Raw genomic sequence first — 23,238 nt, 5'->3', positions numbered from 1 at the left:
TGACGTCATGACCGAAAAGACCGAACTCCTCGTCCAGCTCGCCCACGCTCGGGAGACGCTGAAGGCGAGCGTCCGCGACCTCACCGACGAGCAGCTGGGCAAGCGCCCCACCGTCAGCGAGCTGTGCCTCGGCGGGCTCGTCAAGCACGTCGCGTCGATGGAGGAGCAGTGGCTGCGCTTCGCGGTCGAAGGCGCTTCAGCGATGAGCTACGAGCTGCCCGACGGCGTGACGTGGGCCGATTTCGCGGCCGGGACCGCGCGCGAGTATCCGAAGTGGGCGATCGAGCACCAAGCGGAATTCAGCATGCAGCCCGGCGACACGCTCGCCGGCATCTTGAAGCGCTACGACGAGGTCGCGGCGCGGACCGAGGAGATCGTCGCCGCCGTGCCCGATCTGGCGGCCGCGCACCCGCTGCCGGAGGCGCCGTGGCACGAGGCCGGAGCCGAGCGCAGTGTGCGCGGGGTCCTGCTGCACGTGATCGTCGAGACCGCGCAGCACGCGGGCCACGCGGACCTGCTGCGCGAAACGCTTGAGGCGTCGTGACGGTGCTGGACAGTCGCGCGCTCAACCGCGCGACGCTCGCCCGCCAGCTGCTGCTGGAGCGCGCCGATCTGCCCGCGCTCGACGCCGTCGCGCACCTGTGCGGGCTGCAGGCGCAGGAGCCGCAGGAACCGTTCACGGGCCTGTGGTCGCGGTTGCGGGCGTTCGAGCCGGCCGAACTGTCGGAACTCCTCGTCGGGCGGCAGGTGGTCCGGACCCATCTCATGCGCCGCACCGTCCACCTCGTCACCGCCGACGACGCCCTCGCCTGGCGCACCCGCCACGACGCGATGCTGCGCCAGCGCGTGCTCGGCGTCTACCGGCGTGAGCTCGGCGGCGTCGACCTCACGGAGCTCGCCGCGGCGGGCCGCGCCGTCCTCGCCGACGGCGAACCGCGGTCAATGCCCGAGCTCGCGCGGGCCGTGGCGGACCGCTGGCCGGCGCCGGGACCACGCGCGCTGGGCGAGATGCTGGTCGCCGCGCTCGTGCCCGTGGTGCAGCTGCCGCCGCGCGGGGTCTGGCGGCAGAAGGCGGGCGTGCGGTACCTACCCCTGTCCGCCTGGCTCGGCCGCGACGTCCCGGCTCCCCCGGACGACGTCGTCGGCGCCGACCTGGTCCGCCGCTACCTCGCCGCCTACGGCCCCGCCGCCACCGCCGACCTGCGCGCGTGGTCCGGCCTCGCCGGGCTGCCCGCCGCCGTCGCCTCGGTGCGCGACGAACTGGTGTCCTTCCGCGACGACCGCGGCCGCGAACTGCTGGACCTCTCCGGCGCCCCGCGCCCCGCTCCGGACACCCCGGCGCCCGTCCGCTTCCTCCCCGCGTTCGACAACGCGCTGCTCGGCTACTCCGACCGCACCCGCATCGTCGACGACGCCCACCGCAACCTTTCCGTCGCGGGCTCCCGCGTCCTCCTCGTGGACGGCCACGTCACGGCGACGTGGACCGTCGAGGAGGGCACGGTGGTGGTGACACCGTTGCGCCGGCTGACTCGCACGGAGCGCGCGGCCGTCTGCGACGAAGGTGAGGCGGTGGCACTGTTCCTGTCCGACGGGGAGCACCGGGGCGTCCGGATCGAAAGCCGGTGACCCGCGGTACTAGGACCACCGGACGATGGTGACCGGCCCCGGGGCGGCGTGACGATTGACGGCATGACGAACTCACCGCAGAAACAGCACGCAGCGGACCCGGCGCCGGGTCGTCGGGGTGGCCGCGGCGACGGTGGCGGCAGCCGGGATCGTGACGGCGGTCGTGGGCGGCGGAGCGGCCGCGGGGTCACCGGAGCCCGCGGCCAAGCCGGCCGCTTTCGTGTCCACTGAGGACAATCCGCATCCCGAGGACCGGACCACGGCGGCGACCACCTCCGCAGCGCCGGTCTCCACGACTCATCCGGAAACGCACCGCAACCACGTCGAGCCCGGAGACGACCACGGCCGTCACCTCGAGCCGGGTGACGACCGCGGGCGCCACAATGAGCCCGGGGACGACCACGGCGGCCGGGGTGACGACAGCGGCCATGGCGGTCCCGGCCGACGCTAAAGGACAATCCACAAACGACGGTGCCACCGCCGGAAACCCGGCAGTGGCACCGACCCCGTCAGTGGTGCGGCCGCTTCAGGCCGGTCAGGTCGCGCTTGACCACCGTGTTGCGGTCGCCCACGGTGTTGCCGAAGGCGAACTGCGGCCAGTAGCCCATGATCTCCTGGCGGCTGCGCTCGCTCCACTGGCGGGCGAGCGCGCTGCGGGACTTGTAGAAGTTCAGCGCGTAGCCGTGGGTGTGCAGGCGCAGGATGGAGAACCCGCCCGGGTATTCCTTGGCCGCGGCCACTTCCTGCAGCGTCACGCGCGGCGCCGTCGGGCTGATCGTGCGGTGGTTGCGGTGGGTGTGGCCCGCGTGGTGCAGGAACACGCCCGGCGTCTGCGAGTACCAGTCGAGGATCTGCGCGGCCTGGGTGGCGTCGACGGAGCTGCCCGCGGTGATCGGGAACGCCGAGTCCTGCATCACGAGCGGGTGGTGGCCGAAGACGAGCGTCGGCTGGTCGCGGTGCTTCTTGAGGTCGGTGCGGAACCAGTCGAGCTGCTCGGGCGACAGGCCGCCGGCGTCGCCGCCGTTGCCGGGCTTGTCGTAGGTGTCGAGGCCGATCACGTGCAGGCCGGACAGGTCGCGGGAGAAGTACGTGCGCTCGGTGTGCGGGAAGTACGCGTCGTGGAAGCAGTCGTTGCCCTGCCACTGCCCGACGCGGCAGGTCGAGTACGCGTCGCCGATGTGCGCGCGGTCGTGGTTGCCGCGCGTGACGAAGTAGTCCTCCTGGTAGCGGCCGAAGCGCGAGAGCAGGTGCCCGGCACGGCTGAGGTCGGTCGGCACGGCCTCGGCGGAGATGTCACCGGCGGCGAGCAGGTAGCGCGGGTCGAAGCGCTTCACGTCCTGCACCAGCGATTCCAGCATCACCTCCGGGTACGGCGGCAGGCCGGGCACCTGCGAGATCCCGATGTACTGCGGCTGCCCGCCGACGAGCCCGGCCTGCGTCTCGCCCATGTGGGTGTCGTTGCACAGCACCACCGAGAACACGTGGCTGCCCTCGGGTGGCTGCGGCGTCGTGAACTCGAACGGTCCCGTCGTGCCGAGGCCGCGGTCCGTGGTGCCCACGGCGTTGCCGGCGATGAGCGTGAACGCGGTGGGCGCGGCGAGCTTGCCGTTGGAACGAGCCTGGTAGTAGTACGTCTCGCCCGGCTCGAGGTCGTGCAGTTCGACGTAGTGGTACGGGGTGTGACCGGTGATGTCGTGCGCCACCCGGTTGAGGCGGTTGGGGTTGGTGCCGTAGCGGACTTCGCCGTCGGAGTCGGCCGGGACCATGCGGCCGAGCCCGTCGTCGGTGCCGGCGCGGCCGGTGTACCACGTGATCACGGCGCGGTCCTCCGCGAGCGTCACGAGTTCGAGATTGACGGGCGTCACCGGGCCCGCACCTTGGGAGTCGGTCGCGGCCAGCGCGCGGGCGGGGTCGAGCAACGTGGTCGAACCCGCCGCAGCGGCGGCGTACGCGGTCCAGCGCAACAGGTCTCGGCGGGTGAAATCGCAAGCAGGCATGCGCTGCAAGCTAAAGCCGCCCGTTGAACGGAACACCGCAAGTGGGCGAAGCGCGAGTGTCGACACTCGGAAGTCGGCTGCCGCCGAAGTGATCGACCGGAGCCGGTTCCGCCCGCCGGAACATCGGGCGGGCGGAACCGGGCCGGGTCAGGCGACCAGCCGCAGCGGCTGTTCGAGCGCGTCGACCAGCACGCCCAGCCACGAGGCCGCCAGCGCCCCGTCGATCGCGCGGTGGTCGACCGCCAGCGTGAGCGCCAGCTGCGTCGCCACCGTCAGCTCGCCGTCCACCACGACCGCACCGGGTTTCCCGGCCCCCACCGCGAGGATCGACGACTGCGGCGGGTTGATGATGGCCGTGAAGTCGTCCACGCCGTACATGCCGAGGTTGCTCACCGCGATCGAGCCGCCTTCGAGGTCCTGCTGCTTGAGCTTGCCCTCGTCGGCCTGGGTCGCGAAACCCTTGACCTGGCGCGAAATCGCGCTCGGCGCCAGCTTCTCCACCCCGCGCACGACCGGCGTGACCAGGCCCCGTTCGGACGCGATCGCGACGCCGACGTCGACCGAGTCGTACTTGCGCAGCGCGTCCTCGGTCCAGATGACGTTGGCGTCGGGCACCTCGGTGTGCGCGACGGCCACGGCCCGGATGATCAGGTCGTTGACCGAGATCCGCGCCGGCGACACCTCGTTGAGCTGCTTGCGCAGAGCCAGCAGCGCGTCGATCCGCGCGGTGCGCCGCACCGAGAAGTGCGGCACAGTCTGCTTGCTCATCGTGAGCCGGCTCGCGATCGCGCGGCGGATCCGGGTGTGCGGGATCTCGGTGAACGCCGCGCCTGCCGCGGGTTCACGGCGGGCGGGTGCCGGTTCGGCCACGAGCTGTTCGCGTGCCGGTTGCGGCGTCGGTTCGGGCTGAGGCGTCACCGGTGCCGGCCGGTCCGCTCGCGCGATCGCGGCCTCCACGTCCTTGCGCACGATGCGCCCGTTCGGCCCGGTCCCGGCTACCTCCTCGAGCCCGATCCCAGCTTCCTTCAACATCTTGCGCGCCAGGGGACTCGCGAAAATCCGCTCACGTGAAGCGTTCGACGCAGCCGGTGCCGGCTCGGACTGAGCCGGCTCGGACTGGGCCGAACCGTTCTGCGCAACCGAACCTCCCAGCTCCGCCAGCAGCCCGCTCACGTCCTCTCCCACGGCACCCAGCACGGCGATCGGCGTGCCGACCTCCACCGTCGTGCCGCGGTCCACCAGCTGCCGCAGCACGGTCGAGCCGGCTTCGGCCTCGACTTCCACGGCTGCCTTGTCCGTCTCCAGCACGGCCAGTGCCGTGCCGGCGTCGAACGCCTCGTTCTCGGGCACCAGCCACTCGCTCAGCACGGCCTCGGTCGACCCCGTGGCGACTTCGGGCACCCGCAACAGCGTTGCCATCGTTGGAACTCCTCGCTGCCGGTCGCAGTTGCGGTCAGTCGGACAGGCGCCGCAGCGCCGCGGTCACTTCCTCGGTCCGCGCGATCGCCGCGCGTTCGAGGACCTTGCTGATGCTGGGCGACGCCTCGCCGCCGGTGACGCGCTCGATCGGCGCGTCGAGCCAGTCGAACAGGCGGCGCTGGATCTCGTCGGCGAGCTTCCCGCCGTACGAAGTGCCGATGGCGCCTTGCTCCACGATCAGCACCCGGTTGGTCTTGCGGACGCTGCGTTCGATCGTGTCCCAGTCGAGGCTCGCGCGGTCGAGCCAGCGCAGGTCGATCAGGTCGGCGCTCACGCCGGTCTCGTCCAGGGCCTCGAGGCAGTGCCCGACCATGGACAGGTAGCTGATCACGGTGAGGTCGTCACCGGTGCGGCGCAGCGCGGCCTTGCCGACGGGGATGCGGTAGTCGAAGTCGTCGACCGGCGCGGTGCCCGTGGTGGCGTAGAGGTCCACGTGTTCCAGCACCACGACCGGGTCGTCGCAGGCCAGGGCGGTGTTCATCAGGCCGACGTAATCGAACGGGTTCGACGGCGCCACGACCCGCAGCCCGGGTGCGGTGGTGAGGATCCCGGCCGGGTCCATCGAGTGCTGCGAGCCGTAGCCGGTGCCCGCGGCGAGCTTGCTGCGCAGCACGAACGGCACGCTGCCGGTCCCGCCGAACATGTGGCGTGCCTTGGCGACCTGGTTGAAGAGCTGGTCGGCGGCGACCCACATGAAGTCGGCGTACATGAACTCGACGATCGGGCGCGAGCGGCCGTCGATGGCCATGCCGCCGGCGAGACCGGTGAACGCGTTCTCGCTGATCGGGGTGCCCAGCACGCGCTCGGGTGCCGTTTCGATGGCCCTTTTGGTGGCGCCGTTGGTGCCGCCCTTGAGCCGGTCGACGTCCTCGCCGAGCACGACCACGCGCTCGTCGGTCTCCAGCCGCCGGGCGAGGACATCGCTGACGGCGTCGATGAACCGGCGCTCCTTCAACGCCCCGCTGAAGGACTCGGGTTCCTCGTAACGGCTTCCGTCCAGTTCGGACAGATCTCCGCGCACGCCGACGTCGACGAAGGCCGGGTCCGGCCACGCGGAGTCCTTGATGCGGCACTTGCCGTCCGGGCCGTCTTCGAGGAAGCTGTCGCCGATCTCGTGCAGCGTCCGGGTGATCTCTTCGTCGAACGCCTTGAGCTGGTCGTCGTCGGCGAGGCCGCGGCGCACGACGTGGCCTCGCAACAGGTCGATCGGGTCGCGGTCGCGCCAGGACTTCTCTTCTTCCTTCGTGCGGTAGCCGAAGGCGCTGCCCGGGTACGGGCCGTTCTGGTGGAAGTAGCGGTAGACCTCGGCCTCGACGATGGTCGGGCCGTTGCCCGCGCGCATGTGGGCCACGGCCTCGCTCATCGCCAGGTGCACGGCGAGTGGATCCATTCCGTCCACCTGCCAGCTCGGGATGTGGAACCCGAGGCCGCGCGCGGAGAGCCGGGACTCGGCCGTGGCCGTGTCGACCGGCGTGGACACCGCGTACTGGTTGTTCTCGATGAAGAAGCAGACGGGCAGCTTCCACGCGGCGGCGAGGTTGAACGTCTCGAGCACCGAGCCGATGTTCACGGCACCGTCGCCGAAGTAGGTGACGGTGACCGCGTCGGTGCCGGTGTGACGCTGGTTCCACGCGAAGCCCGCGGCCTGCGGCACTCCCCCGCCGACGATCGCGTTGGTGCCCATCGCGCCGGCCTCGCGCCACTGCAGGTGCATCGACCCGCCGCGCCCGCTGCCGTAGCCCTCGGCCAGGCCGCAGATCTCGGCCAGCGTGCGGCGCAGCACCGTGCGCACCTCGTCGTCGATCGCCGGCAGCCCGGTGGGCTCCGGGGCGACGTGGCCGAAGGCCTTGGCGAGGAACTGGTGGTGGCCGCGGTGCGAGCCGTTCACGAAGTCGTCGCTGCGCAGCGGGGAGATCGAGCCGACCGCGCCGCCCTCCTGGCCGATGCTCGAGTGCGCCGGGCCGTGCACGAGGCCCCGGCCCGCGAGCTCCAGCACGTACTCCTCGAACGACCGGATCCACTGCGCCCGCCCGAGCAGGCTCAACAGCAGGTCCGGTGCGGCATCGTCCCAGTCCTCCGGCGTGGCGCGCAGGCGGATCCAGGGCGCGCCGGCGACCAGTGACTCGTGAGTGGCCATCAGGGCTCCTCATCTTCGAATGGATCCATTGCGAAAGGCTTGACGGAGACTATGCCGTCAAGTAGCCATGAAAAGCAAGCGAATGGATCCATTGGAGGTGTGCTCATGCCGATCCCCGGGGTGACGGGCGTCGACCACTTCGGCCTTACGGTGCCGGACCTCGACCAAGCCCACGAGTTCTTCACCGAGGTGCTGGGCTGCGAATACCTGTACCGGCTCGGGCCCTACGAGCACGACGACAGCTGGATGAGCGAGCACCTCGGCGTCGACGACAAAGCGGTGATGCGGCGCCTGCACTTCTACCGGCTCGGCGGCAAGGCGATCTTCGAGGTGTTCCAGTACGAGGCGCCGGAGCAGAACCCCGTACCGCCGCGCAACTCCGACGTCGGCGGGCACCACATCGCGCTGTACGTGGAGGATCTCGACGCCGCCGTCGCCGATCTGCACCGCCGCGGCCTGCGCGTGCTCGGGGAGCCGACCACCAGCAGCGGCGCGAGCGAAGGGCAGCGGTGGGTGTACTTCCTGTCACCGTGGGGCCTGCAGTGTGAGCTAGTGTCCTATCCGAACGGAAAGGCCTTCGACCACCGTCCGGAGGCGTTCGATTGAGAGGAACCGGCGTGGCCGTACCCGCGGGCGTGGCGAGCCAGCGCGTCGCCGACGAGCTGCGAGAGCGGATTCTCGACGGCCGCCTCGCCCCGGGCACGCGCATCATCCAGGACGAGCTGGCCGAGGAGCTGCGCACCAGCCGCCTGCCGGTCCGCGAAGCCCTGCGCATCCTGGAGTCCCGAGGTCTGGTGACCCTGCGCGCCAACTCCGGCGCGTGGGTCACGTCCATGGACGTGCGCGAGTGCGAGCTGTCGTACAAGATGCGCGAGCGGCTGGAACCCTTGCTACTGGCCGAATCCGCGCCCCGCCTGTCCGATGAGGACATCGACGAGCTGGAGGCGCTCGAGGACCGCATCGAGCGGACCGACGACGTCGAAGAGTTCCTCGTGCTCGACCGGCAGCTGCACTGGACGGTCTACCGCCACCACGACGCCCACGACCTCGCCGCGATCCTCAACCGCCTGTGGGACACGACGCAGCACTACCGCCGGGCCTTCACGCGGCTGGCCGGGGAACGCCGCAGCTGGATCATCCGCGCGGAGCACCGGCTGCTCATCGAGGCGCTGCGCCAGCGCGATCACGCATCGGCCGAGCGCATCCTGGAGCTGCACATCCGCCGGACGCGGGTGGAGCTGGTGAGGCACCCGGAGGTGTTCGCGGTTCCCGTCCCGTCCTGAAGGGAGGTTAACGGTTAGGCTGTTCGACCCCGCCGGCGAGCGGGCCGAGTCTCCGGAGCCGAAGCGCGGACGGCCGGCCCTGTCGTCGAGCAACGGCGGATCTGTGGCGGCCGGCGAGTTCCCGGTGCCGCAGAAGCTGATCAGCGCGCCGCTGGTGCAGCTGGGCGAGACCCGCGGCACGCTCAAGCTCGGAGGCGGCATCACGTGGGAGCGGCTCACGCCGCGTGACGTGCCCGGCGCCGACTTCCTCAAGATCACCTACGACGTCGGCGGCGCGTCGTGCCCCGAAGGCCGGCGCCAGACGCACCCCGGCCACGAGTTCGGTTACGTCCTCAGCGGCCGCCTCGGGGTCACCGTCGGGTTCGACACCACCGAGATCGGCCCGGGCGACTCCGTCTACTTCGACTCGGCCACTCCGCACCGCCTGTTCGACGCGGGTGACGAGCCCGCCGTCGGCGTCTGGATGGTGCACGCGCCGTTCGGCTCGCCGGAGTAAAGCCCCTCCCCACGGTATGCTCCGTCACGACAGTGGTCATTCTCGCTGATAGTCAAAATGTGTGACCACCTCGACCGGAAGGTACCGCCATGACTCGCCTGGCTTTCGGGTTCTCGCTCGTGCCGACGCTCGACGTCGGCGCGCGTCGCGAGCTGGCGGTGGCCGCGGAGGAGCACGGGCTGGAGTTCCTGGGCATCCAGGACCACCCGTACGTGCCGGAGTACCTAGACACCTTCGTGCTCGCGGGCGCTCTGCTGGCCGCCACCCGCCGCATCCACGTGTTCCCCGACGTGACGAACCTGCCGCTGCGCCCGCCCGCGATGCTCGCCAAGGCCGCCGCCTCGCTCGACCTCACGTCCGGCGGGCGCTTCGAGCTCGCCGTCGGCGCGGGCGGCTACTGGGACGCGATCGAGCGCCTCGGCGTCGAACGGCGCTCGCGGGCCGAGGCCAACGCCGCTCTCGAGGAGGCCTTCGAGCTCATGCGGGCGATCTGGCGGGCCGACCGCCGGCCCCTCCACCACCGCGGCGTTCACTACACAGTGGACGGTCTCGTGCCCGGGCCCCGGCCCGCGCACCCGATCGAGCTCTGGACCGGCGCGCAGGGACCGAAGGCGCTGGCCCTGACCGGCCGCGTCGCCGACGGCTGGGCCGCGCCGATCCCGTCCTACCTGCCCTACGAGCAGTGGGGTCCGGCGCACGCGATCCTGGACGAGGCCGCGGCGGCCGCCGGCCGGCAGCCGTCGGACGTGCGGCGGATCTGCCAGGTCGTCGGCACGATCACCAACGCGCCCGGCACCCTCCAGGTCGCCGCCGGCGCCGAACCCGTGCGCGGCGACGCGGCCCAGTGGGCCGAGTTCTTGACGCGCTCGGCCACCGGCCTGCCCTTCACGACGTTCGTCTTCTGGCCGGAGAACCAGACGATCGACCAGGTGCTGCGCTTCGCGCGAGACGTCGTGCCGGCGGTCCGGCAGGCGGTCGAGGGCTAAGCCGGCGGGTCCCCGGGCGACACCAGGCCGGTTTCGTAGGCCAGCACCACCGCTTGGGCGCGGTCGCGCAGGGACAGCTTCGCGAAGATGCGCGCGACGTGGGTTTTGATCGTCGCCTCGCTCAGGGTGAGGTCGGTGGCCAGCTCGGTGTTGGACCGGCCCCGGCCCAGCAGCGTCAGGACTTCGAGCTCGCGCGGGGTCAGCGCGGACAGGTTTCGGTGCGTCGGCGGAGCTGCCGCGGCCGGAGCGGGAGCGGCGGCCGCGGCGAACCGTTCCACGAGCCGCCGCGTGATCGAGGGCGCCAGCAGCGCGTCGCCGGTGTCGACGAGCCGGACGGCGGCCACGAGGTGTTCCGGCGTCACGTCCTTCAGCAGGAAGCCGCTCGCTCCGGCGGCGAGGGCTTGGTAGACGTAGCTGTCGAGGTCGAACGTCGTCAGCATCAGCACCTTGCAGCGCGGGTCGTCGGCCAGGACGCGGCGCGCGGCTTCGAGACCGTCCATGGCGGGCATGCGGATGTCCATGAGCACGACGTCCGGGTGCAGCTCCCGCACCAGCTCCACCGCGGCCACCCCGTCGGCCGCTTCACCGACCACGTCGATGCCGCCGGCCGTGAGGATCATGCGAAAGCCCGTGCGGACCAGGCCTTGGTCGTCGGCGATGACGACGCGCGGGGCGGTCACGGGCGCTCCAGCGGGATCCGGGCGCGCACGCGGAACCCGCCCCCGAGGCGGCGCCGCGCGTCGAGGTCACCGCCGAAGGCCGCGACGCGTTCCCGCAGCCCGAGCAAGCCACGCCCCTCCCCCTGCGAGGAGGACGCGGCGGCCGAACCGCCCGTGAGCACGCTCGGCCCGCTGTTCACCACCTCGACCCGCAGGTAGTGGTCGGTGTAGCGCACCGTCACCTCGGCCTTCCCCCCGTCACCGTGCTTGAGCGCGTTGGTCAGCGCCTCCTGGATGATCCGGTACGCCGTCAAGTCCACTCCGGACGGCAGCGACCGCGGCTCGCCCGACACGCGCACCTCCACCGGCAGCCCGGCGAACGCGATCCGGTCGACGAGCGGGCTCAGCCGCGCGAGGCTGGGCTGCGGCGCGAGGTCGGGCGGCTCCTCGCCGTCGGCCGGCGGTGCGAGCAGGCCGAGCAGGTTCCGCAGCTCCGTCATCGTGTCGCGGCCGGCGGTCTCGACCTCCCGCAACGCCTCGGCCGCCTGCGCGGGCTCGGTCTCGACCACCAGGCGCGCGGCGCCGGCCTGCACGAGCATCACGCTCACGTTGTGGCTCACGATGTCGTGCAGCTCGCGGGCGATCCGCGCGCGTTCGGCGTCGACGGCCTGCTGTGCGGCGCTTTCCCGCTCCCGCTCCAGCAGCCACCCGCGCTGCTCCAGCGCACGGGCGGCCGCGCGCCGCGCGAGAATCAGCCGCACGGCCAGCACCACCGCGACCAGGCACGCCACGGCCGCGACCCCGAGTTCCCACACACCTTGACTCTCCCAGGCCGCCGCGTCCGCCGCATCAACCCGGCGGCTACATCCCCAGGATGACCACGTTCGGCGGTTACCTCCCCGGACTGATGCCCCGGCGGCGAAGCTGCTTCAGGATTGCGTGCTGTGACCAGTGACGAGAGCAGAGCGAACCCGGTGGTGCAGCTGTCCGCCGTGCGCAAGGAGTACAGCGATTCGGTGGCCCTCGACGGGGTCTCGCTGGGGATCCGCGCCGGCGAGGCGGTCGCGGTGATGGGGCCGTCGGGCAGCGGGAAGTCGACGCTGCTGAACATGGTGGCCGGGCTGGACCGGCCGACGTCCGGGTCCGTCGTGGTCAATGGCGAAGATCTCGGCAAGCTCAGCGAGACGGGGCTCGCGCTGTTCCGCCGCCGGCGCATCGGCATGATCTTCCAGTTCTTCAACCTGCTCGACGACCTCCCGGCGCTCGACAACGTCGCCCTCGCCGCGCAGCTGACCGGCACTTCGGCCGCGCAGGCCCGAGCCCGGGCGCTGGAGCTGCTCGACGAGCTCGGCATCGCCGGCCGGCGCAACATCCACCCCGCGCAGCTCAGCGGCGGCGAACGCCAGCGCGTGGCCGTGGCCCGGGCACTGATGAACCGGCCCGCGCTGCTGCTGGCCGACGAACCCACCGGCGCGCTGGACAGCCGCTCCGGCGAGCAGGTGATGGACCTGCTGCTCGACCTCAACCAGATCGGGCAGACGCTGCTGCTCGTCACGCACGACGAGCGGCTCGCGAAGCAGTGCGCCACGCGCGTGGTCCAGGTCGTCGACGGCCGGATCGCCGCGACCTCGGGTCTGGAGCGCAGCTCGTGAGCGCCGTGTGGCGGGTCGCGCGCGCCGCGGTCCGGCGCCGGCGAGTGCAGACGGCCGTGATCGGCGTCGTGGTCGCGGTGTCGACCGGCACGATCGTGCTCGCGCTCGGGCTGCTGGTGTCGGCGTCGGGGCCGTTCCAGCGGGCGCACGCGGAGCAGAACGGCGCGCACCTCGTCGTCGCCTACGACACCACGCGGGTGTCGGGCGAGCAGCTCGCCGACGCCTCCACCCGGCCCGGGGTCGAGGCGTCGGCCGGGCCGTTCGGGCAGGTCACGCTGGACACGGCGAAGAGCGTCGCGGCGCGGGCGGGCAGCCTGACCACGGTCGGGCGCGCGGACCCCGAAGGCGCCGTCGACCGGCTCGACGTGTGGGCGGGCCGATGGGCCACCGCGCCCGGGGAGATCGTGCTGAACTTCCCGCGCGGTTCCGGCGACCTGGTTCCCGTGGGTTCGCGGATCGAGATCCCGGGTAAGCCCGTGCTCACCGTCGTCGGGTTCGCGTATTCGGTGAGCGCGTCCGCCGACGCGTGGGTGACGCCGGCGCAGCTGTCGGCGCTGCGGCCGACCACGGCGCAGGTGCTCTACCGCTTCACCCACGCCGCCACGGCTGCGGAGGTCGACACGGGTCAGGCCGAGGTGACGGCAGGGTTGCCGGCGAGGTCCGTGCTCGGCGAGCAGTCCTACCTGACCGTCGAGGAACGGCTCAACTCCGACGTCGGCCCGTACGTGCCGTTCCTGGTCCCGTTCGGGATCCTCGGGCTCGCGGTGGCCGTGCTGATCGTCGCCAACGTGGTGAGCGGCGCGGTGGTGTCCGGGTTCCGCGACATCGGGGTGCTCAAGTCGCTCGGGTTCACGCCGAACCAGGTGATGGCCGTGTACCTGCTGATGGTGTTCGTCCCCGCCGCCCTCGGCTGCGTCGTCGGGACGATCGGCGGCAATCTCGTCGCCAAGCCAGTACTGGCGGACGCGTTCAGCGCGTTCGGCGCGGGCGACGTCGGGATCGACGCCTGGGTCGACGTCGTCGCGCTGGTGGGCTTGCCGCTGGTCGTCGTGCTGGCCGCGCTGGTTTCCGCACTGCGGGCCCGCCGGCTGCCGGCGACCGCGGCGATCAGCGCGGGCAGCGGACCTCGGTTCGGGCGCGCGCTCGCCGTCCAGCGGCGGCTCGCAGGCACCCGGCTGCCGCGGTCGATCAGCCTCGGCCTCGGCGTCCCGTTCGCCCGCCCGGCGCGCAGCGCGCTGACGCTGGCGGCGATCGTGCTCGGGGTCATGACGGTGACGCTGTCGATCGGCGTCACGCTGTCGGTGAACGCGTACAACAACGCGATGCGGCCCGCTCACCCCGACCGCGTCGAGTTCCTGGCCGGCCTGCCCGACGGGCTCACCAGTCCGGCCGGGCTGGCCGGTCCGCGTCCGGCTCCGGCGCTCGGCGACTCCGCCGACGAGGCGATGCTGCGTTCGCTGCCCGGTTCCGCCCGGGTCGCCGCCTCGGCCGAGCGCACCGTGCACCTGCTCGGCAGCCAGGAGAACCCCTCGGTCACCTTCTCCCGCGGGGATTCGGCGGCGCTGGGGCCGGAGATCCTCGACGGCCGGTGGGCGGCACGCGCGGGGGAAGCCGCCGCGCCGTCCCGGTTCCTCAACCAGCGCGGGCTCGCCCTCGGCGACACGATCACGGTGGAGCTGGGCGGAAATCGCACGCAGCTCACGCTCGTCGGAGTCACGCTGACCAACAACGACCAGGCGATCTACGCCGACTGGTCGACCCTCGACGTCCTCGCGCCGGGCACCCGCGCGGAGACCTACGACGTGCAGCTGGCTCCCGGCGCCGACCGCGCGGCGCTCGCGAGCGCGGTGCACGCCCGCGACCCCGGGCTGGAGGTCGTTCCCCCGCGTGACGGCACGTCTTCGCAGGCCGTGCTCCTGGTCAGCAGCGCGTCGGTCCTGACGCTGGTGCTCGCGATCGTCGCGGCGCTGGGAGTGTTCAACACCGTGGTGCTCAACGCCCACGAACGCCGGCGCGACTTGGGGATGCTCAAGGCGATCGGGATGACGCCGCGCCAGGTGACGGTCATGATGATCACCTCGATGGGGGCACTGGGCGTGGTCGGCGGGCTGCTCGGGCTGCCACTCGGCTTCTTCGTCCACCGGCTGGTCGGGCCGGCCATGCTGCGCGCCGCCCAGTCGGACGTGTTCGGGTTCGTGATCGACGTCTATCGCGCGCCGATGCTCGTGGTGCTGGGGCTGGCCGGGGTCGTCATCGCCGTGCTGGGCGCGCTCATCCCCGCCGCACGCGCGGCTCGGCTGCCGATCGCGAAGGTGCTGCACAACGAATGAAGCCCTGGAGCGGGCCCTGTCGCCGGGGGGGCAGGGCCCACTTCAGTCCACTTCGGACTGCCGGGCGCGGCGGTAGTGCCGGCGCGCCTTGAGGCGGTTACCGCACGTGGCCATCGAGCACCAGCGGGCGGTGTTGGCCTTGCTGTGGTCGATGAGGAACACGCGGCACTCCGGGTTGGCGCAGGGGCGCAGGCGGCCGGACTCGCGGAGGCCGTCCCAGGTGAGGACCGCGCGCGCCGCGGCGGCGTGGCCCGCGGGGGCATCGAGGGTCCAGCCGATGCCGTCGGCGCCGAGGGTCGCGAGGTAGCCGACGCCCTCGACGAAGCGCCCTACGGACGACGGTTCCGCATCGCCGCGCACCACCTCCTGCAGCGTCGCGCGCAGGTCGAGCAGGGTGCGCCACTCCCCCTCCGTCGCCGGCTGCCCGTGGGCGGACAGCCAGCGCAGGGCTTCGGCCGCGTCCGCCAGGTCGTCGTGCGGCGTGCCGTCGACGAGCGCCGTGGTGTTCAGCAGGTCGAGGACCAGCGTCTCGTCGTTCTCCACCGTTCTCTCCACCGCTCCACCCTCCGATTGATCTAACCCTCAAATTCCCTCTTGACAGGTTAGTTCTACCATGTTTGAGTTCTAACTACCACCAGCGACTTTAAGGGTTAGACATGAACGTGACGCCGATGCACCCGCGGACCAGCGAAGCCATGTCGATGTCGGAGATGAGCCAGCCCGAGATGTCGATGGGCCGGATGTCGATGTCCGGGCCGTCGTCGAGCTCGCTGCGGACGTTCCTGCGGACCGAGTCCGGCAGCGCCGGGATCCTCGTCGCGGCGATCGTGATGGCCCTGGCCTGGGCGAACCTGGCGCCCGGCGCGTACGACGCCGTGTGGAACTGGGTGCTGAGCGTGCGGATCGGGCCGCTGAGCGCCGCGTTGCCGGTGCGCGACTGGGTCAACAGCGGCCTGATGACGCTGTTCTTCCTGGTGGTGGGGCTGGAGGCGCGGCGCGAGTTCGACCTCGGCGACCTGCGCGAACGGCGCCGCCTGATCCTGCCCGCCGTCGCCGGGCTGGCCGGCATGGCGGTGCCCGTGCTGATCTACCTGGCGCTCAACGGCGGCGGGCCCGGCGCGCACGGCTGGGGCGCGGCGATGTCGACCGACACCGCGCTGGCGCTGGGCGTGTTCACCGTGGTCGGGCGCGGCGCGCCAGAGCGGATCCGCACATTCGTGCTCACCGTGTTCGTGGTGGACGACATCGTGGCCCTGGTGGTCATCGCGCTGGCCTACAGCGGGCATGTGGACCTCATGGCCGTCGGGATCGCCGCCGCCGCGTACGCCGGGGTGCTGGCGAGCCGCAGGCTCGACTACCGCTACCGCAAGCCCGTGTTCACCGCGCTGGCGCTGACGGTGTGGGGCGCGCTGCTGACCAGCGGGATCGACCCGGTCGTGGCCGGTCTGGCGGTGGGGCTGGCGACATCGGCGTACGTGCCGAAGCGCGATTCGCTGGAGGAGGCGACCACCCTGGTGCGTCTGTTCCGTGAGCAGCCCACCGCGGAGACGGCCAGCTCGGCGAGCAAGCGGCTGAGCGCCACGCTGTCGGCCAACGCCCGCCTGCGCCACGCCTTCCACCGCGTGACGAGCTACGTCGTCGTCCCGCTGTTCGCGCTGGCCAACGCCGGCATCACGGTGAACACCGAGGTACTGGCGAGCGCGGTCACGGCACCGATCACCGTCGGGATCTTCCTCGCCTACGTGCTGGGCAAGCCCGTCGCGGTGTTCGGCACCTCGTGGCTGCTGACCCGCCTCAGCGGCGGCGCGCTGCGGCCGCCGGTCGGCTGGGCCGGCGTGCTGAGCGGCGGCGCGATGGCGGGCGTCGGGTTCACCGTGTCGCTGCTGATCGCCGACCTCGCCTTCACCGGGCGGGAGCTGGAGGAGGCGAAGCTCGGTGTCCTCGCCGCGGCGGCGGGCGCGGCGCTGCTGACCTTCCTGGTGCAGAAGCTCACCGCCGCGCTGCCGGAAGAGGTACGGACCCGCGCACTGCTCGGCGACGCTCCCCTGCTGACCGACCTCGTCGCTCCGGTCGACCTGAGCCGCGACCACGTGCGAGGGCCGGAGGACGCCACGGTGACCGTGGTCGAGTACGGCGACTTCGAGTGCCCGTGGACCGGCATGGCGGCGCCGACCGCGCGCGAGCTGCTGGCCGAGAACAGCGACATCCGCTACGTGTGGCGCCACCTGCCCCTGCACGACATCCACCCCCACGCACAGCTGGCCGCCGAGGCCGCCGAGGCTGCGGGCGCGCAGGGCGCGTTCTGGCCGATGCACGACCTGCTGCTGGGCAACCAGACCGACCTGCACTTCGACGCCCTCGTCGGCTACGCCGAGCAGCTGGGCCTCGACGTCGACCGGTTCCGCGACGACCTGCTGCGCCGCCGCTTCGCCGGCCACGTCGAGCGGGACGTCGAGTCGGCCGACCTCAGCGGCGTGGCCGGGACCCCGACGTTCTTCGTCAACGACCAGCGCCACGACGGCCGGCAGGACCTCGCGACGCTGACCACCGTGATCACCAGCGCCCGCAGCCGCGTGGCCGCGTTCGCCCCCGCGGCGGCGATCGAGGCCGCCGCGGCCTGAGCACCGTCCACAAGAGACCTGTCCACTCGGGACACCCGGAGGAAGTCATGTCCGCTCACACCAGCACCAAGACCACCGCCCCGGCCGAGATCGGCACCACGGGCGCGCTGAGCCCGGCACTCGGCCTCATCCCTGGCATCTACGTCACCCGTCAGGGCGCTCGGCTGCCCTTCTGGCCACACCGTCGGCACGCCGCGCCGAAGCCGCGCTGAACCCGGTACGCAGCAGCGGATTCCCGTCGGTTGGCGGGAATCCGCTGCTGTCTGGCGCGGAGGCCGGTAGTGGGCGCGCCCCGGGCTTCCTAGCGTGACGACCATGACCGAAGTGCTGCTGCCGATCGCGATCGGCCTGGTGTACGTGCTGCTCTCGTCCCTGATCCCCGAGCCGCACCGGCGGAAGTTCAACGCCCTCATGGTCGCCGGAGCGGGCGCGGCCTACCTGTCCGGCGGCGAGCTGGGAGTGTGGGAAGTGGTGTTCTGCGCCGTGCTGACGCTGGTCGCCTTCCGCGGGCTGGACTCGTGGACGTTCATCGGGATCGGGTGGCTGCTGCACACGGCGTGGGACGTCGTCCACCACCTCAAGGGCGCGCCGATCCTGCCGTTCGCGGCGGACTCGTCGTTCGGGTGCGCGCTGACGGACCCGGTGATCGCGCTGTGGGCCTTCACGGGCGGGCGCAGTCCCTGGGTGTGGCTGCGCCGGAAGGCTCCGGCCGCTGCCGCGGTGGGCGGCTAGTCGCTGCGGCCACGCAGGGTCAGCACCACGCGGAGCACGTGCTCGACGGCCGAGGGGAAGATCGCCGCGCGCAGCTCACCGCGCGTGGCGAGGTTCTGCGACGCGAACTCCAGCATGCGCTCGGGCCCCAGCCGCCGGACGACCAGCGCCGCGATCTCCTCCAGTTCGAGGTCGGGGTTGTCCAGGCGCCGCAGCGCGAACTCGACCACGAGCTCCTCGTCGGTCATGGCCCCTCCCTCCGGACTCGTCGATGCCCAGAGTAGTCGAAGACGGGACGGGCTTTCCTGTGTTCGAGATCGCTTACGCGGGATCCGGCTGGGCCAGCGCCAGCACCGTGCGCGCACGCTCGACCATCGCGACATCGAGGAACGTCCCGTCGGCCAGCGCGATCGCCCCGACCCCGGCCGCCGTGGCGTCGGCGACGCGCGCGACGACCTCACTGGCCCGCGCCACCTCCTCCGCGCTCGGCAGGAACGCGGCGCGGATCGTGGCGAGCTGGCCCGGGTGGATCGCCGTGCGCCCACGGAACCCGAGCGCGCGCCCGGCCCGGCACGACGCCGCCAGCCCTTCAAGGTCGCGCACGTTGGTGTAAGCCGACATCGCCGGCGGCGCCAGCCGCGCGGCCCGCGCCGCCACGATCACGCGGCTGCGCGCCCACGTGAGCCCGGCCTCGTCGTCCACGCCCAGGTCCGACCGCAGATCCGCCTCCCCGAGCCCGATCGACGCCACCTGCGGCGACGCGGTCGCGATCTGCAACGCCCGCTCCACCCCCAGCGCCGACTCGATCAACGGGTGCAGCTCCCGCCCCGGCAACGCCGCCGCGAGCGCCAGCACCTCCTCGGCCGCCTCCACCTTCGGCATCCGCACCCCGACCGCCACCGGCAGCCCCGCGAGCGCCGCCACGTCCGCCTCGTGCCACGGCGTGCTGGGGTGATTCACGCGCACCTGCACCCGGCGCCCCTCGGGCAGGCCGGCCAGCAGCCGCACGACGTTCTCGCGCGCCACCTCCTTGTGCGCCGGCGCCACAGCGTCCTCGAGATCCACCAGCACCACGTCGGCCTCCGACGCGAGCGCCTTCTCCACCCGATCGGGCCGGTCGGCCGGGGCGTAGAGGAAGGTCAACGGCGGGGTCGCGCTCATACCGCGCCCCCGTCCCGAAGTTCGGCGATGCGCTCCGCCGAGAAGCCCAGTTCCTTCAGCACGGTGTCGGTGTCGGCGCCGTGGGGGCGGCCGGTGAAGCCGATGACGCCGTCGTTGTCGGAGAGACGGAAGAGCGGGCCCTGCATGAGCATCGGGCCGAGCTCGGGGTCGTCGATCTCGTGGATGGTGCCGAGGGCGCGGAACTGGGGGTCGGCGACGATGTCGGCGGCGTCGTAGATGGGGGCGACCGCGGCCTGCGCCTCCTCGAACGCGGCGACGACCTCGGCGCGGCTGCGCTGGGCGATCCAGCCGCCCACGGCGTCGTCGAGCTCGTCGGCGTGCTGCGCGCGGTCGGCGCCGCGCGCGAACCACGGCTGGTCGGCCAGGTCGGGCCGGCCGACGAGCCGCACCACGCGTTCGGCCACCGACTGCGCGGAGGTGGACACGGCGACCCACTGCCCGTCGGCGGTGCGGTAGGTGTTGCGCGGCGCGTTGTTGATGGACCGGTTGCCCGTGCGCGGCTGCACCGTCTGAAGCTGGTCCCACCGCGTGATCTGCGGGCCGAGCATCGCGAGGATCGGCTCGATGATCGCGGTGTCCACGACCTGCCCGCGCCCGCTGGTGGCACGGGCCGAAAGCGCGACCATGATCGCGTAAGCCGTTGCCAGGGAGGCGACGCCGTCGGCGAGGCCGAACGGCGGGAGCGTCGGCGGGCCGTCCGGCTCGCCCGTGGTGGCGGCGAACCCGCTCATCGCCTCGGCGAGCGTGCCGAAGCCGGGGCGCGAGCGGTACGGGCCGAACTGGCCGAACCCGGTCACGCGCGCGAGCACGAGCCGCGGGTTGCGGGCGGAAAGCTCGTCGTAGCCGAGGTTCCAGCGTTCCAGGGTGCCCGGGCGGAAGTTCTCGATCACCACGTCGGCCTCGGCGGCCAACGCCAGGAACACCTCACGCCCGCCTTCGCTGCTGAGATCCGCGGTGACGGTCCGCTTGTTGCGCCCGAGCGTTTTCCACCACAGGTTCACCCCGTCTTTGGCGACGCCGTGCGTGCGCGACGGATCGGGGCGGCTCGGGTGCTCGACCTTGATCACCTCGGCACCCATGTCACCCAGGTGCATCGCGGCCATCGGGCCGGCGAAGAGCGTGGACGCGTCCACCACCCGCAGCCCGGCCAGGGCGCCACCGGCGGAATCCCGCGACGTCGTCATGCCGTCACCTCCCAAGCGCAGCGGAACCCGACCGTCGCGGCGCGCGCGAGACCCAAACCGGGCAGCAGGAGCTTCACGCTGACGTCGGGGGCGTGGCGGCCGCCCTCGACGTACCACTCGGAGCCCTCGGCCCGATAGTCACTGCCGCCCTTGAGCATCACGAAGCGGGTCCGCCCGTCGGAGTGCTCGCTCTCGGTCCAGTTCCACAGGCTTGAATTCCACACGGCAGGCTCGCCGCGGCTCTCCCCCGCCAGCTGCCACTCGTCCTCAGTGGGCAGCCGGCCGCCGCGCCACGCGCAGTACGCGCGGGCGTCTTCGATGTCCACAAAGGTCACGGGCTCCTCGGGATTGTCTGGCACGCCGTCGATCCAGTGCGCGAGGAACCGGTGCCCGTACGCGGGCCGGTAGCCGGTGGCGGTGAGGAACTCGGCGAACTGCGCGTTGGTGACCTCGGTGGCCGCCACCGCGACCGAGGTCGCAAGCGAGCCGTCACGCTGGAGGGTGCGGGCGTCGTGCAACCGCGGCGGGAGGGGCTTCCACTCGTCGACGTAGGGCGCGCCCTGGTACATGCCGGTTTCGCGGGCCTGGTAGCGGACGGTCAGCACGTACGGCCCGGCCGGCACCGTGACGGCGTCCGCTTCGGGTTCGCCAGTGGTCCTTTGTGTACTGACCCGTTCCGCGATCCGGTGCGGGAAACGGAAGTGCGCATCGTGGGGCGTGGACTTCAGCGCGTCGAGCAGTTCCGGCAGCCACGCGGGTTCGGGAGTGCCGTCGGCCAGGTGCAGCACCGCGCCGATGCCACGGGCCGGCACGCCGCCGAGCAGGTCGAGGACCTTGCCGGGCCCGGCGGGCAGCAGCTCACCGGTGTAGTCCGTCTCGCCGCGGTTGACGAGTGTCCACAGTGTCACGCCGTCGAGCCCCCAGCCGGACGCATAGACGCCGGCGGCCTCAGCCTCGGGCGTCAGCTCGGCGAGCGGGGTCCACTCGCCGCCCAGCAGCAGGTCGCCGGCCGCGCGCTGCACGGTCACCATGCGCCGCACGGTCGCGGCGTCGCGGGCGGACCAGCCGACCCACACGCCGAAAACGACTTCCCACACCATCACGCCGACGCCGTTGAGCCACGCCGACTGCAGTTCCTCGGAGTGGTCGCGGTGCCAGCGGCGCACGTGGTGCTGCATGTGGCGCCGCTCGTACCAGTGCGCGCGCAGCACGCCGGGCACGGGCGAGTCGGCGAAGAACTGGGCCCACGACGCCGTGTGGTCGGCGATGCGCTCGACCGGCAGCTTCGACTCGCCCTCCAGCACGATCCCGGGGCGCGCGGCTTCGAGCCGTTCGACGAAGCCCGGCTCGGCTTTCTTGAGCGTGTCGAGGAAAACGCCGTCGGCTTCGAAGTCCGCGACGAGGGCCGCCAGCTCGGTGAGGTCGTCCGCGCCGCGGCGGGTGCCGACGTCCCACGGGTTGTAGTCCACGAACACGTGCAGGCCGGCGTCGTGCAGCGCCTTGACGAGCTCGGCCAGGCCGGGGACGTCGCGGTAGTAGTCCCACTGGTTGCGGTCGTCGAGGCCGATCACGGGGTAGGCGTGCCAGAGCACCACGGCGTCGAGGCCACCGAAGCGCTCACGGGCGTCGGCGAGGAACACCTCGGGCGTGAACTTGTGCTCGGCAAAGGAGTACAGCAGCTCGTCCCACAGCCAGACCTGCGCGACGGTGTGGCACCGAGCCGCCCACGCGGCGCCGGGGCGCTCGTAGGCCTCGCCGGTGTAGTCGTGGCGCCGGCGGGAATCCTCGCGCCACTCACGCAGGCGGGCGCGCCACGCGGGCCGGTCGGCGGGGTCACTCGGTGCGGCGAAGATCTTGGCTTCGTCGAGCGCCGCGAGCTGCTCGCCGGTGAGCGCGGTCAGGGGAACCTCGGCCGGCCGGTCGATCGGGCGCGGCACGAGCGGGTCGAACGGGGTGGTCATCGCACCTTTTCTCCGGCCGCGAGAGCCGCGACCTCTTCAGCGGTGGGAACGGCGGCCTGCGCGCCAGGCCGCGTGACGGCCAGCGCACCGGCCACGCACGCGAGCCGCGCGGCGTCGGCGAGAGGCCGACCCTCGGCGAGGCCGGCGGCGAGCACTCCGCAGAATGTGTCGCCGGCCCCGGTGGTGTCCACTGTGGTCACCCGGATCCCGGGCACCCGCACGGGTTCCCCGGCGCGTTCGGCGACGAGGCAGCCGTCGCCGCCGAGCGTGACCACGACGGCGGGCACGCGGTCGAGCAGGGTTTCGAGGCCGCCGAGGTCGGCGGCTTCGTGCTCGTTGACCACGAGCACGTCGAGCGCGGCCCAGACGTCGGCCGGCAGTTCCCGCGACGGCGCGGCGTTGAGTACGAACAGCGCGCCCGGCTTGCGCGCGGCCGCGGCGGCGCGCACCACCGCGAGCGGGATCTCCAGCTGTGCCAAGACCACGTCGGCCGTCGCGATCCGCGCGGCTTCCACCTCGCCGATCCGCACGCGCTCGTTCGCACCCGGCGCGACGACGATCGCGTTCTCGCCGTCCGGTGACACCGTGATGAACGCCGTGCCCGTGGCCGCTTTCGTCCGCGCCACGAGGTCGGTCCGCACGCCCGCGCCGCCCAGCGACAGCAGGATCAGATCCCCGGCCTCGTCCTCGCCGAGCGCGCCCACGAACGTCGTGTGCGCTCCCCCGGCCAGCGCGGCACCCACCGCCTGGTTCGCACCCTTGCCGCCGGGGCTGCGCCGCAGCCGCCCGCCGAGGATCGTCTCCCCGGCCCGCGGCGGCCGCGGCGCGTCGACGACCAGGTCGACGTTCGCCGACCCGACCACCACGACACTTCCCGTCACGACACACGCTCCCGGCAACCGACGATCCCTGCCGAGACCGCGAACCGGCGCGC

General features: G+C 72.3%; 23 protein-coding genes. 11 read left to right on the top strand and 12 right to left on the bottom strand.

Features of this window, described 5'->3' with window-relative positions:
- The first annotated feature begins 7 nt into the window (after window positions 1-7).
- Window positions 8-544, top strand: coding sequence for a DinB family protein (locus AB0H62_RS22160; RefSeq protein WP_220239419.1), 537 nt, complete (start codon window positions 8-10; stop codon window positions 542-544).
- The gene (locus AB0H62_RS22155) at window positions 541-1,626 is read left to right on the top strand and encodes a winged helix DNA-binding domain-containing protein (RefSeq protein ID WP_360587818.1); all 1,086 of its coding nucleotides are present in this window, start codon (window positions 541-543) and stop codon (window positions 1,624-1,626) included. The genes AB0H62_RS22160 and AB0H62_RS22155 overlap by 4 nt, the downstream gene beginning before the upstream one ends.
- A gap of 72 nt (window positions 1,627-1,698) precedes the next feature.
- Here AB0H62_RS22155 and AB0H62_RS22150 read toward each other — a convergent pair whose 3' ends face one another.
- The 4 genes from AB0H62_RS22150 to AB0H62_RS22135 form a co-directional block, all read right to left on the bottom strand.
- On the bottom strand, window positions 1,699-1,854 hold the full coding sequence (locus AB0H62_RS22150; protein WP_360587816.1) for a hypothetical protein: 156 nt from the start codon (window positions 1,852-1,854) through the stop codon (window positions 1,699-1,701).
- A 281-nt stretch (window positions 1,855-2,135) separates the two neighbouring features.
- Window positions 2,136-3,623 (bottom strand): metallophosphoesterase family protein, encoded by a 1,488-nt coding sequence (locus AB0H62_RS22145; protein ID WP_266118399.1) that lies wholly within the window; start codon window positions 3,621-3,623, stop codon window positions 2,136-2,138.
- 147 nt (window positions 3,624-3,770) lie between these two features.
- Window positions 3,771-5,042, bottom strand: a complete 1,272-nt coding sequence (locus AB0H62_RS22140; protein ID WP_220239415.1) for a dihydrolipoamide acetyltransferase family protein — start codon at window positions 5,040-5,042, stop codon at window positions 3,771-3,773.
- Window positions 5,043-5,076: 34 nt separating this feature from the next.
- Entirely contained in the window at window positions 5,077-7,239 is a 2,163-nt protein-coding gene (locus AB0H62_RS22135) for a thiamine pyrophosphate-dependent enzyme (protein ID WP_360587814.1), read from the bottom strand.
- Between the two features lie 105 nt (window positions 7,240-7,344).
- Here AB0H62_RS22135 and AB0H62_RS22130 point away from each other — a divergent pair, with 105 nt between their 5' ends.
- The 4 genes from AB0H62_RS22130 (at window position 7,345) to AB0H62_RS22115 (ending at window position 10,004) form a co-directional block, all read left to right on the top strand.
- Window positions 7,345-7,845, top strand: a complete 501-nt coding sequence (locus AB0H62_RS22130) for a VOC family protein (protein WP_360587812.1) — start codon at window positions 7,345-7,347, stop codon at window positions 7,843-7,845.
- A gap of 11 nt (window positions 7,846-7,856) precedes the next feature.
- Window positions 7,857-8,522 carry a GntR family transcriptional regulator gene (locus tag AB0H62_RS22125; protein ID WP_255637825.1) on the top strand — a complete coding sequence of 222 codons (666 nt, stop codon included), beginning with the start codon at window positions 7,857-7,859 and terminating at the stop codon, window positions 8,520-8,522.
- Window positions 8,523-8,646: 124 nt separating this feature from the next.
- Complete coding sequence (locus AB0H62_RS22120; RefSeq protein ID WP_360587809.1) at window positions 8,647-9,018, top strand: cupin domain-containing protein; 372 nt, start codon at window positions 8,647-8,649, stop codon at window positions 9,016-9,018.
- An 89-nt stretch (window positions 9,019-9,107) separates the two neighbouring features.
- Complete coding sequence (locus AB0H62_RS22115) at window positions 9,108-10,004, top strand: LLM class flavin-dependent oxidoreductase (protein WP_360587807.1); 897 nt, start codon at window positions 9,108-9,110, stop codon at window positions 10,002-10,004.
- Here AB0H62_RS22115 and AB0H62_RS22110 read toward each other — a convergent pair.
- Window positions 10,001-10,684: a response regulator transcription factor gene (locus AB0H62_RS22110; RefSeq protein ID WP_220239409.1), complete on the bottom strand. Its 684-nt coding sequence runs from the start codon at window positions 10,682-10,684 to the stop codon at window positions 10,001-10,003. The genes AB0H62_RS22115 and AB0H62_RS22110 overlap by 4 nt on opposite strands.
- Window positions 10,681-11,478, bottom strand: coding sequence for a sensor histidine kinase (locus AB0H62_RS22105; RefSeq protein ID WP_220239408.1), 798 nt, complete (start codon window positions 11,476-11,478; stop codon window positions 10,681-10,683). Before AB0H62_RS22105 ends, AB0H62_RS22110 begins: the two co-directional genes overlap by 4 nt.
- 129 nt (window positions 11,479-11,607) lie before the next feature.
- On the opposite strand from AB0H62_RS22105, the gene AB0H62_RS22100 reads away from it, so the two are divergent.
- Window positions 11,608-12,315 (top strand): ABC transporter ATP-binding protein, encoded by a 708-nt coding sequence (locus AB0H62_RS22100; protein WP_255637822.1) that lies wholly within the window; start codon window positions 11,608-11,610, stop codon window positions 12,313-12,315.
- Entirely contained in the window at window positions 12,312-14,645 is a 2,334-nt protein-coding gene (locus tag AB0H62_RS22095; protein WP_220239407.1) for an ABC transporter permease, read from the top strand. Before AB0H62_RS22100 ends, AB0H62_RS22095 begins: the two co-directional genes overlap by 4 nt.
- Before the next feature lie 42 nt (window positions 14,646-14,687).
- Here the strand turns inward: AB0H62_RS22095 and AB0H62_RS22090 are convergent, their stop codons facing one another.
- On the bottom strand, window positions 14,688-15,200 hold the full coding sequence (locus tag AB0H62_RS22090) for a CGNR zinc finger domain-containing protein (RefSeq protein WP_360587803.1): 513 nt from the start codon (window positions 15,198-15,200) through the stop codon (window positions 14,688-14,690).
- Between the two features lie 101 nt (window positions 15,201-15,301).
- On the opposite strand from AB0H62_RS22090, the gene AB0H62_RS22085 reads away from it, so the two are divergent.
- The 3 genes from AB0H62_RS22085 (at window position 15,302) to AB0H62_RS22075 (ending at window position 17,998) form a co-directional block, all read left to right on the top strand.
- On the top strand, window positions 15,302-17,266 hold the full coding sequence (locus AB0H62_RS22085; RefSeq protein WP_360587801.1) for a Na+/H+ antiporter NhaA: 1,965 nt from the start codon (window positions 15,302-15,304) through the stop codon (window positions 17,264-17,266).
- A 47-nt stretch (window positions 17,267-17,313) separates the two neighbouring features.
- Window positions 17,314-17,478 (top strand): hypothetical protein, encoded by a 165-nt coding sequence (locus tag AB0H62_RS22080; protein WP_220239404.1) that lies wholly within the window; start codon window positions 17,314-17,316, stop codon window positions 17,476-17,478.
- Window positions 17,479-17,581: 103 nt separating this feature from the next.
- Window positions 17,582-17,998 (top strand): DUF6010 family protein, encoded by a 417-nt coding sequence (locus AB0H62_RS22075; protein ID WP_360587799.1) that lies wholly within the window; start codon window positions 17,582-17,584, stop codon window positions 17,996-17,998.
- On the opposite strand, the gene AB0H62_RS22070 is transcribed toward AB0H62_RS22075, so the two are convergent.
- From AB0H62_RS22070 to AB0H62_RS22050, 5 genes are all read right to left on the bottom strand, one after another.
- Window positions 17,995-18,225 (bottom strand): hypothetical protein, encoded by a 231-nt coding sequence (locus AB0H62_RS22070; RefSeq protein ID WP_220239402.1) that lies wholly within the window; start codon window positions 18,223-18,225, stop codon window positions 17,995-17,997. The genes AB0H62_RS22075 and AB0H62_RS22070 overlap by 4 nt on opposite strands.
- 73 nt (window positions 18,226-18,298) lie before the next feature.
- Window positions 18,299-19,138 (bottom strand): CoA ester lyase, encoded by an 840-nt coding sequence (locus AB0H62_RS22065; protein WP_354874498.1) that lies wholly within the window; start codon window positions 19,136-19,138, stop codon window positions 18,299-18,301.
- The gene (locus AB0H62_RS22060; protein WP_360587796.1) at window positions 19,135-20,343 is read right to left on the bottom strand and encodes a CoA transferase; all 1,209 of its coding nucleotides are present in this window, start codon (window positions 20,341-20,343) and stop codon (window positions 19,135-19,137) included. The genes AB0H62_RS22065 and AB0H62_RS22060 overlap by 4 nt, the downstream gene beginning before the upstream one ends.
- Complete coding sequence (locus AB0H62_RS22055) at window positions 20,340-22,304, bottom strand: SUMF1/EgtB/PvdO family nonheme iron enzyme (RefSeq protein WP_360587794.1); 1,965 nt, start codon at window positions 22,302-22,304, stop codon at window positions 20,340-20,342. Before AB0H62_RS22055 ends, AB0H62_RS22060 begins: the two co-directional genes overlap by 4 nt.
- Window positions 22,301-23,185, bottom strand: coding sequence for a ribokinase (locus tag AB0H62_RS22050; protein WP_220239398.1), 885 nt, complete (start codon window positions 23,183-23,185; stop codon window positions 22,301-22,303). Before AB0H62_RS22050 ends, AB0H62_RS22055 begins: the two co-directional genes overlap by 4 nt.
- Window positions 23,186-23,238 lie beyond the last annotated feature (53 nt).

It is taken from the genome of Amycolatopsis sp. NPDC050768 (genome assembly GCF_040654155.1).
In the GTDB taxonomy this organism is placed as follows: domain Bacteria; phylum Actinomycetota; class Actinomycetes; order Mycobacteriales; family Pseudonocardiaceae; genus Amycolatopsis.
This window is presented reverse-complemented; position numbering and strand designations above follow the sequence as displayed.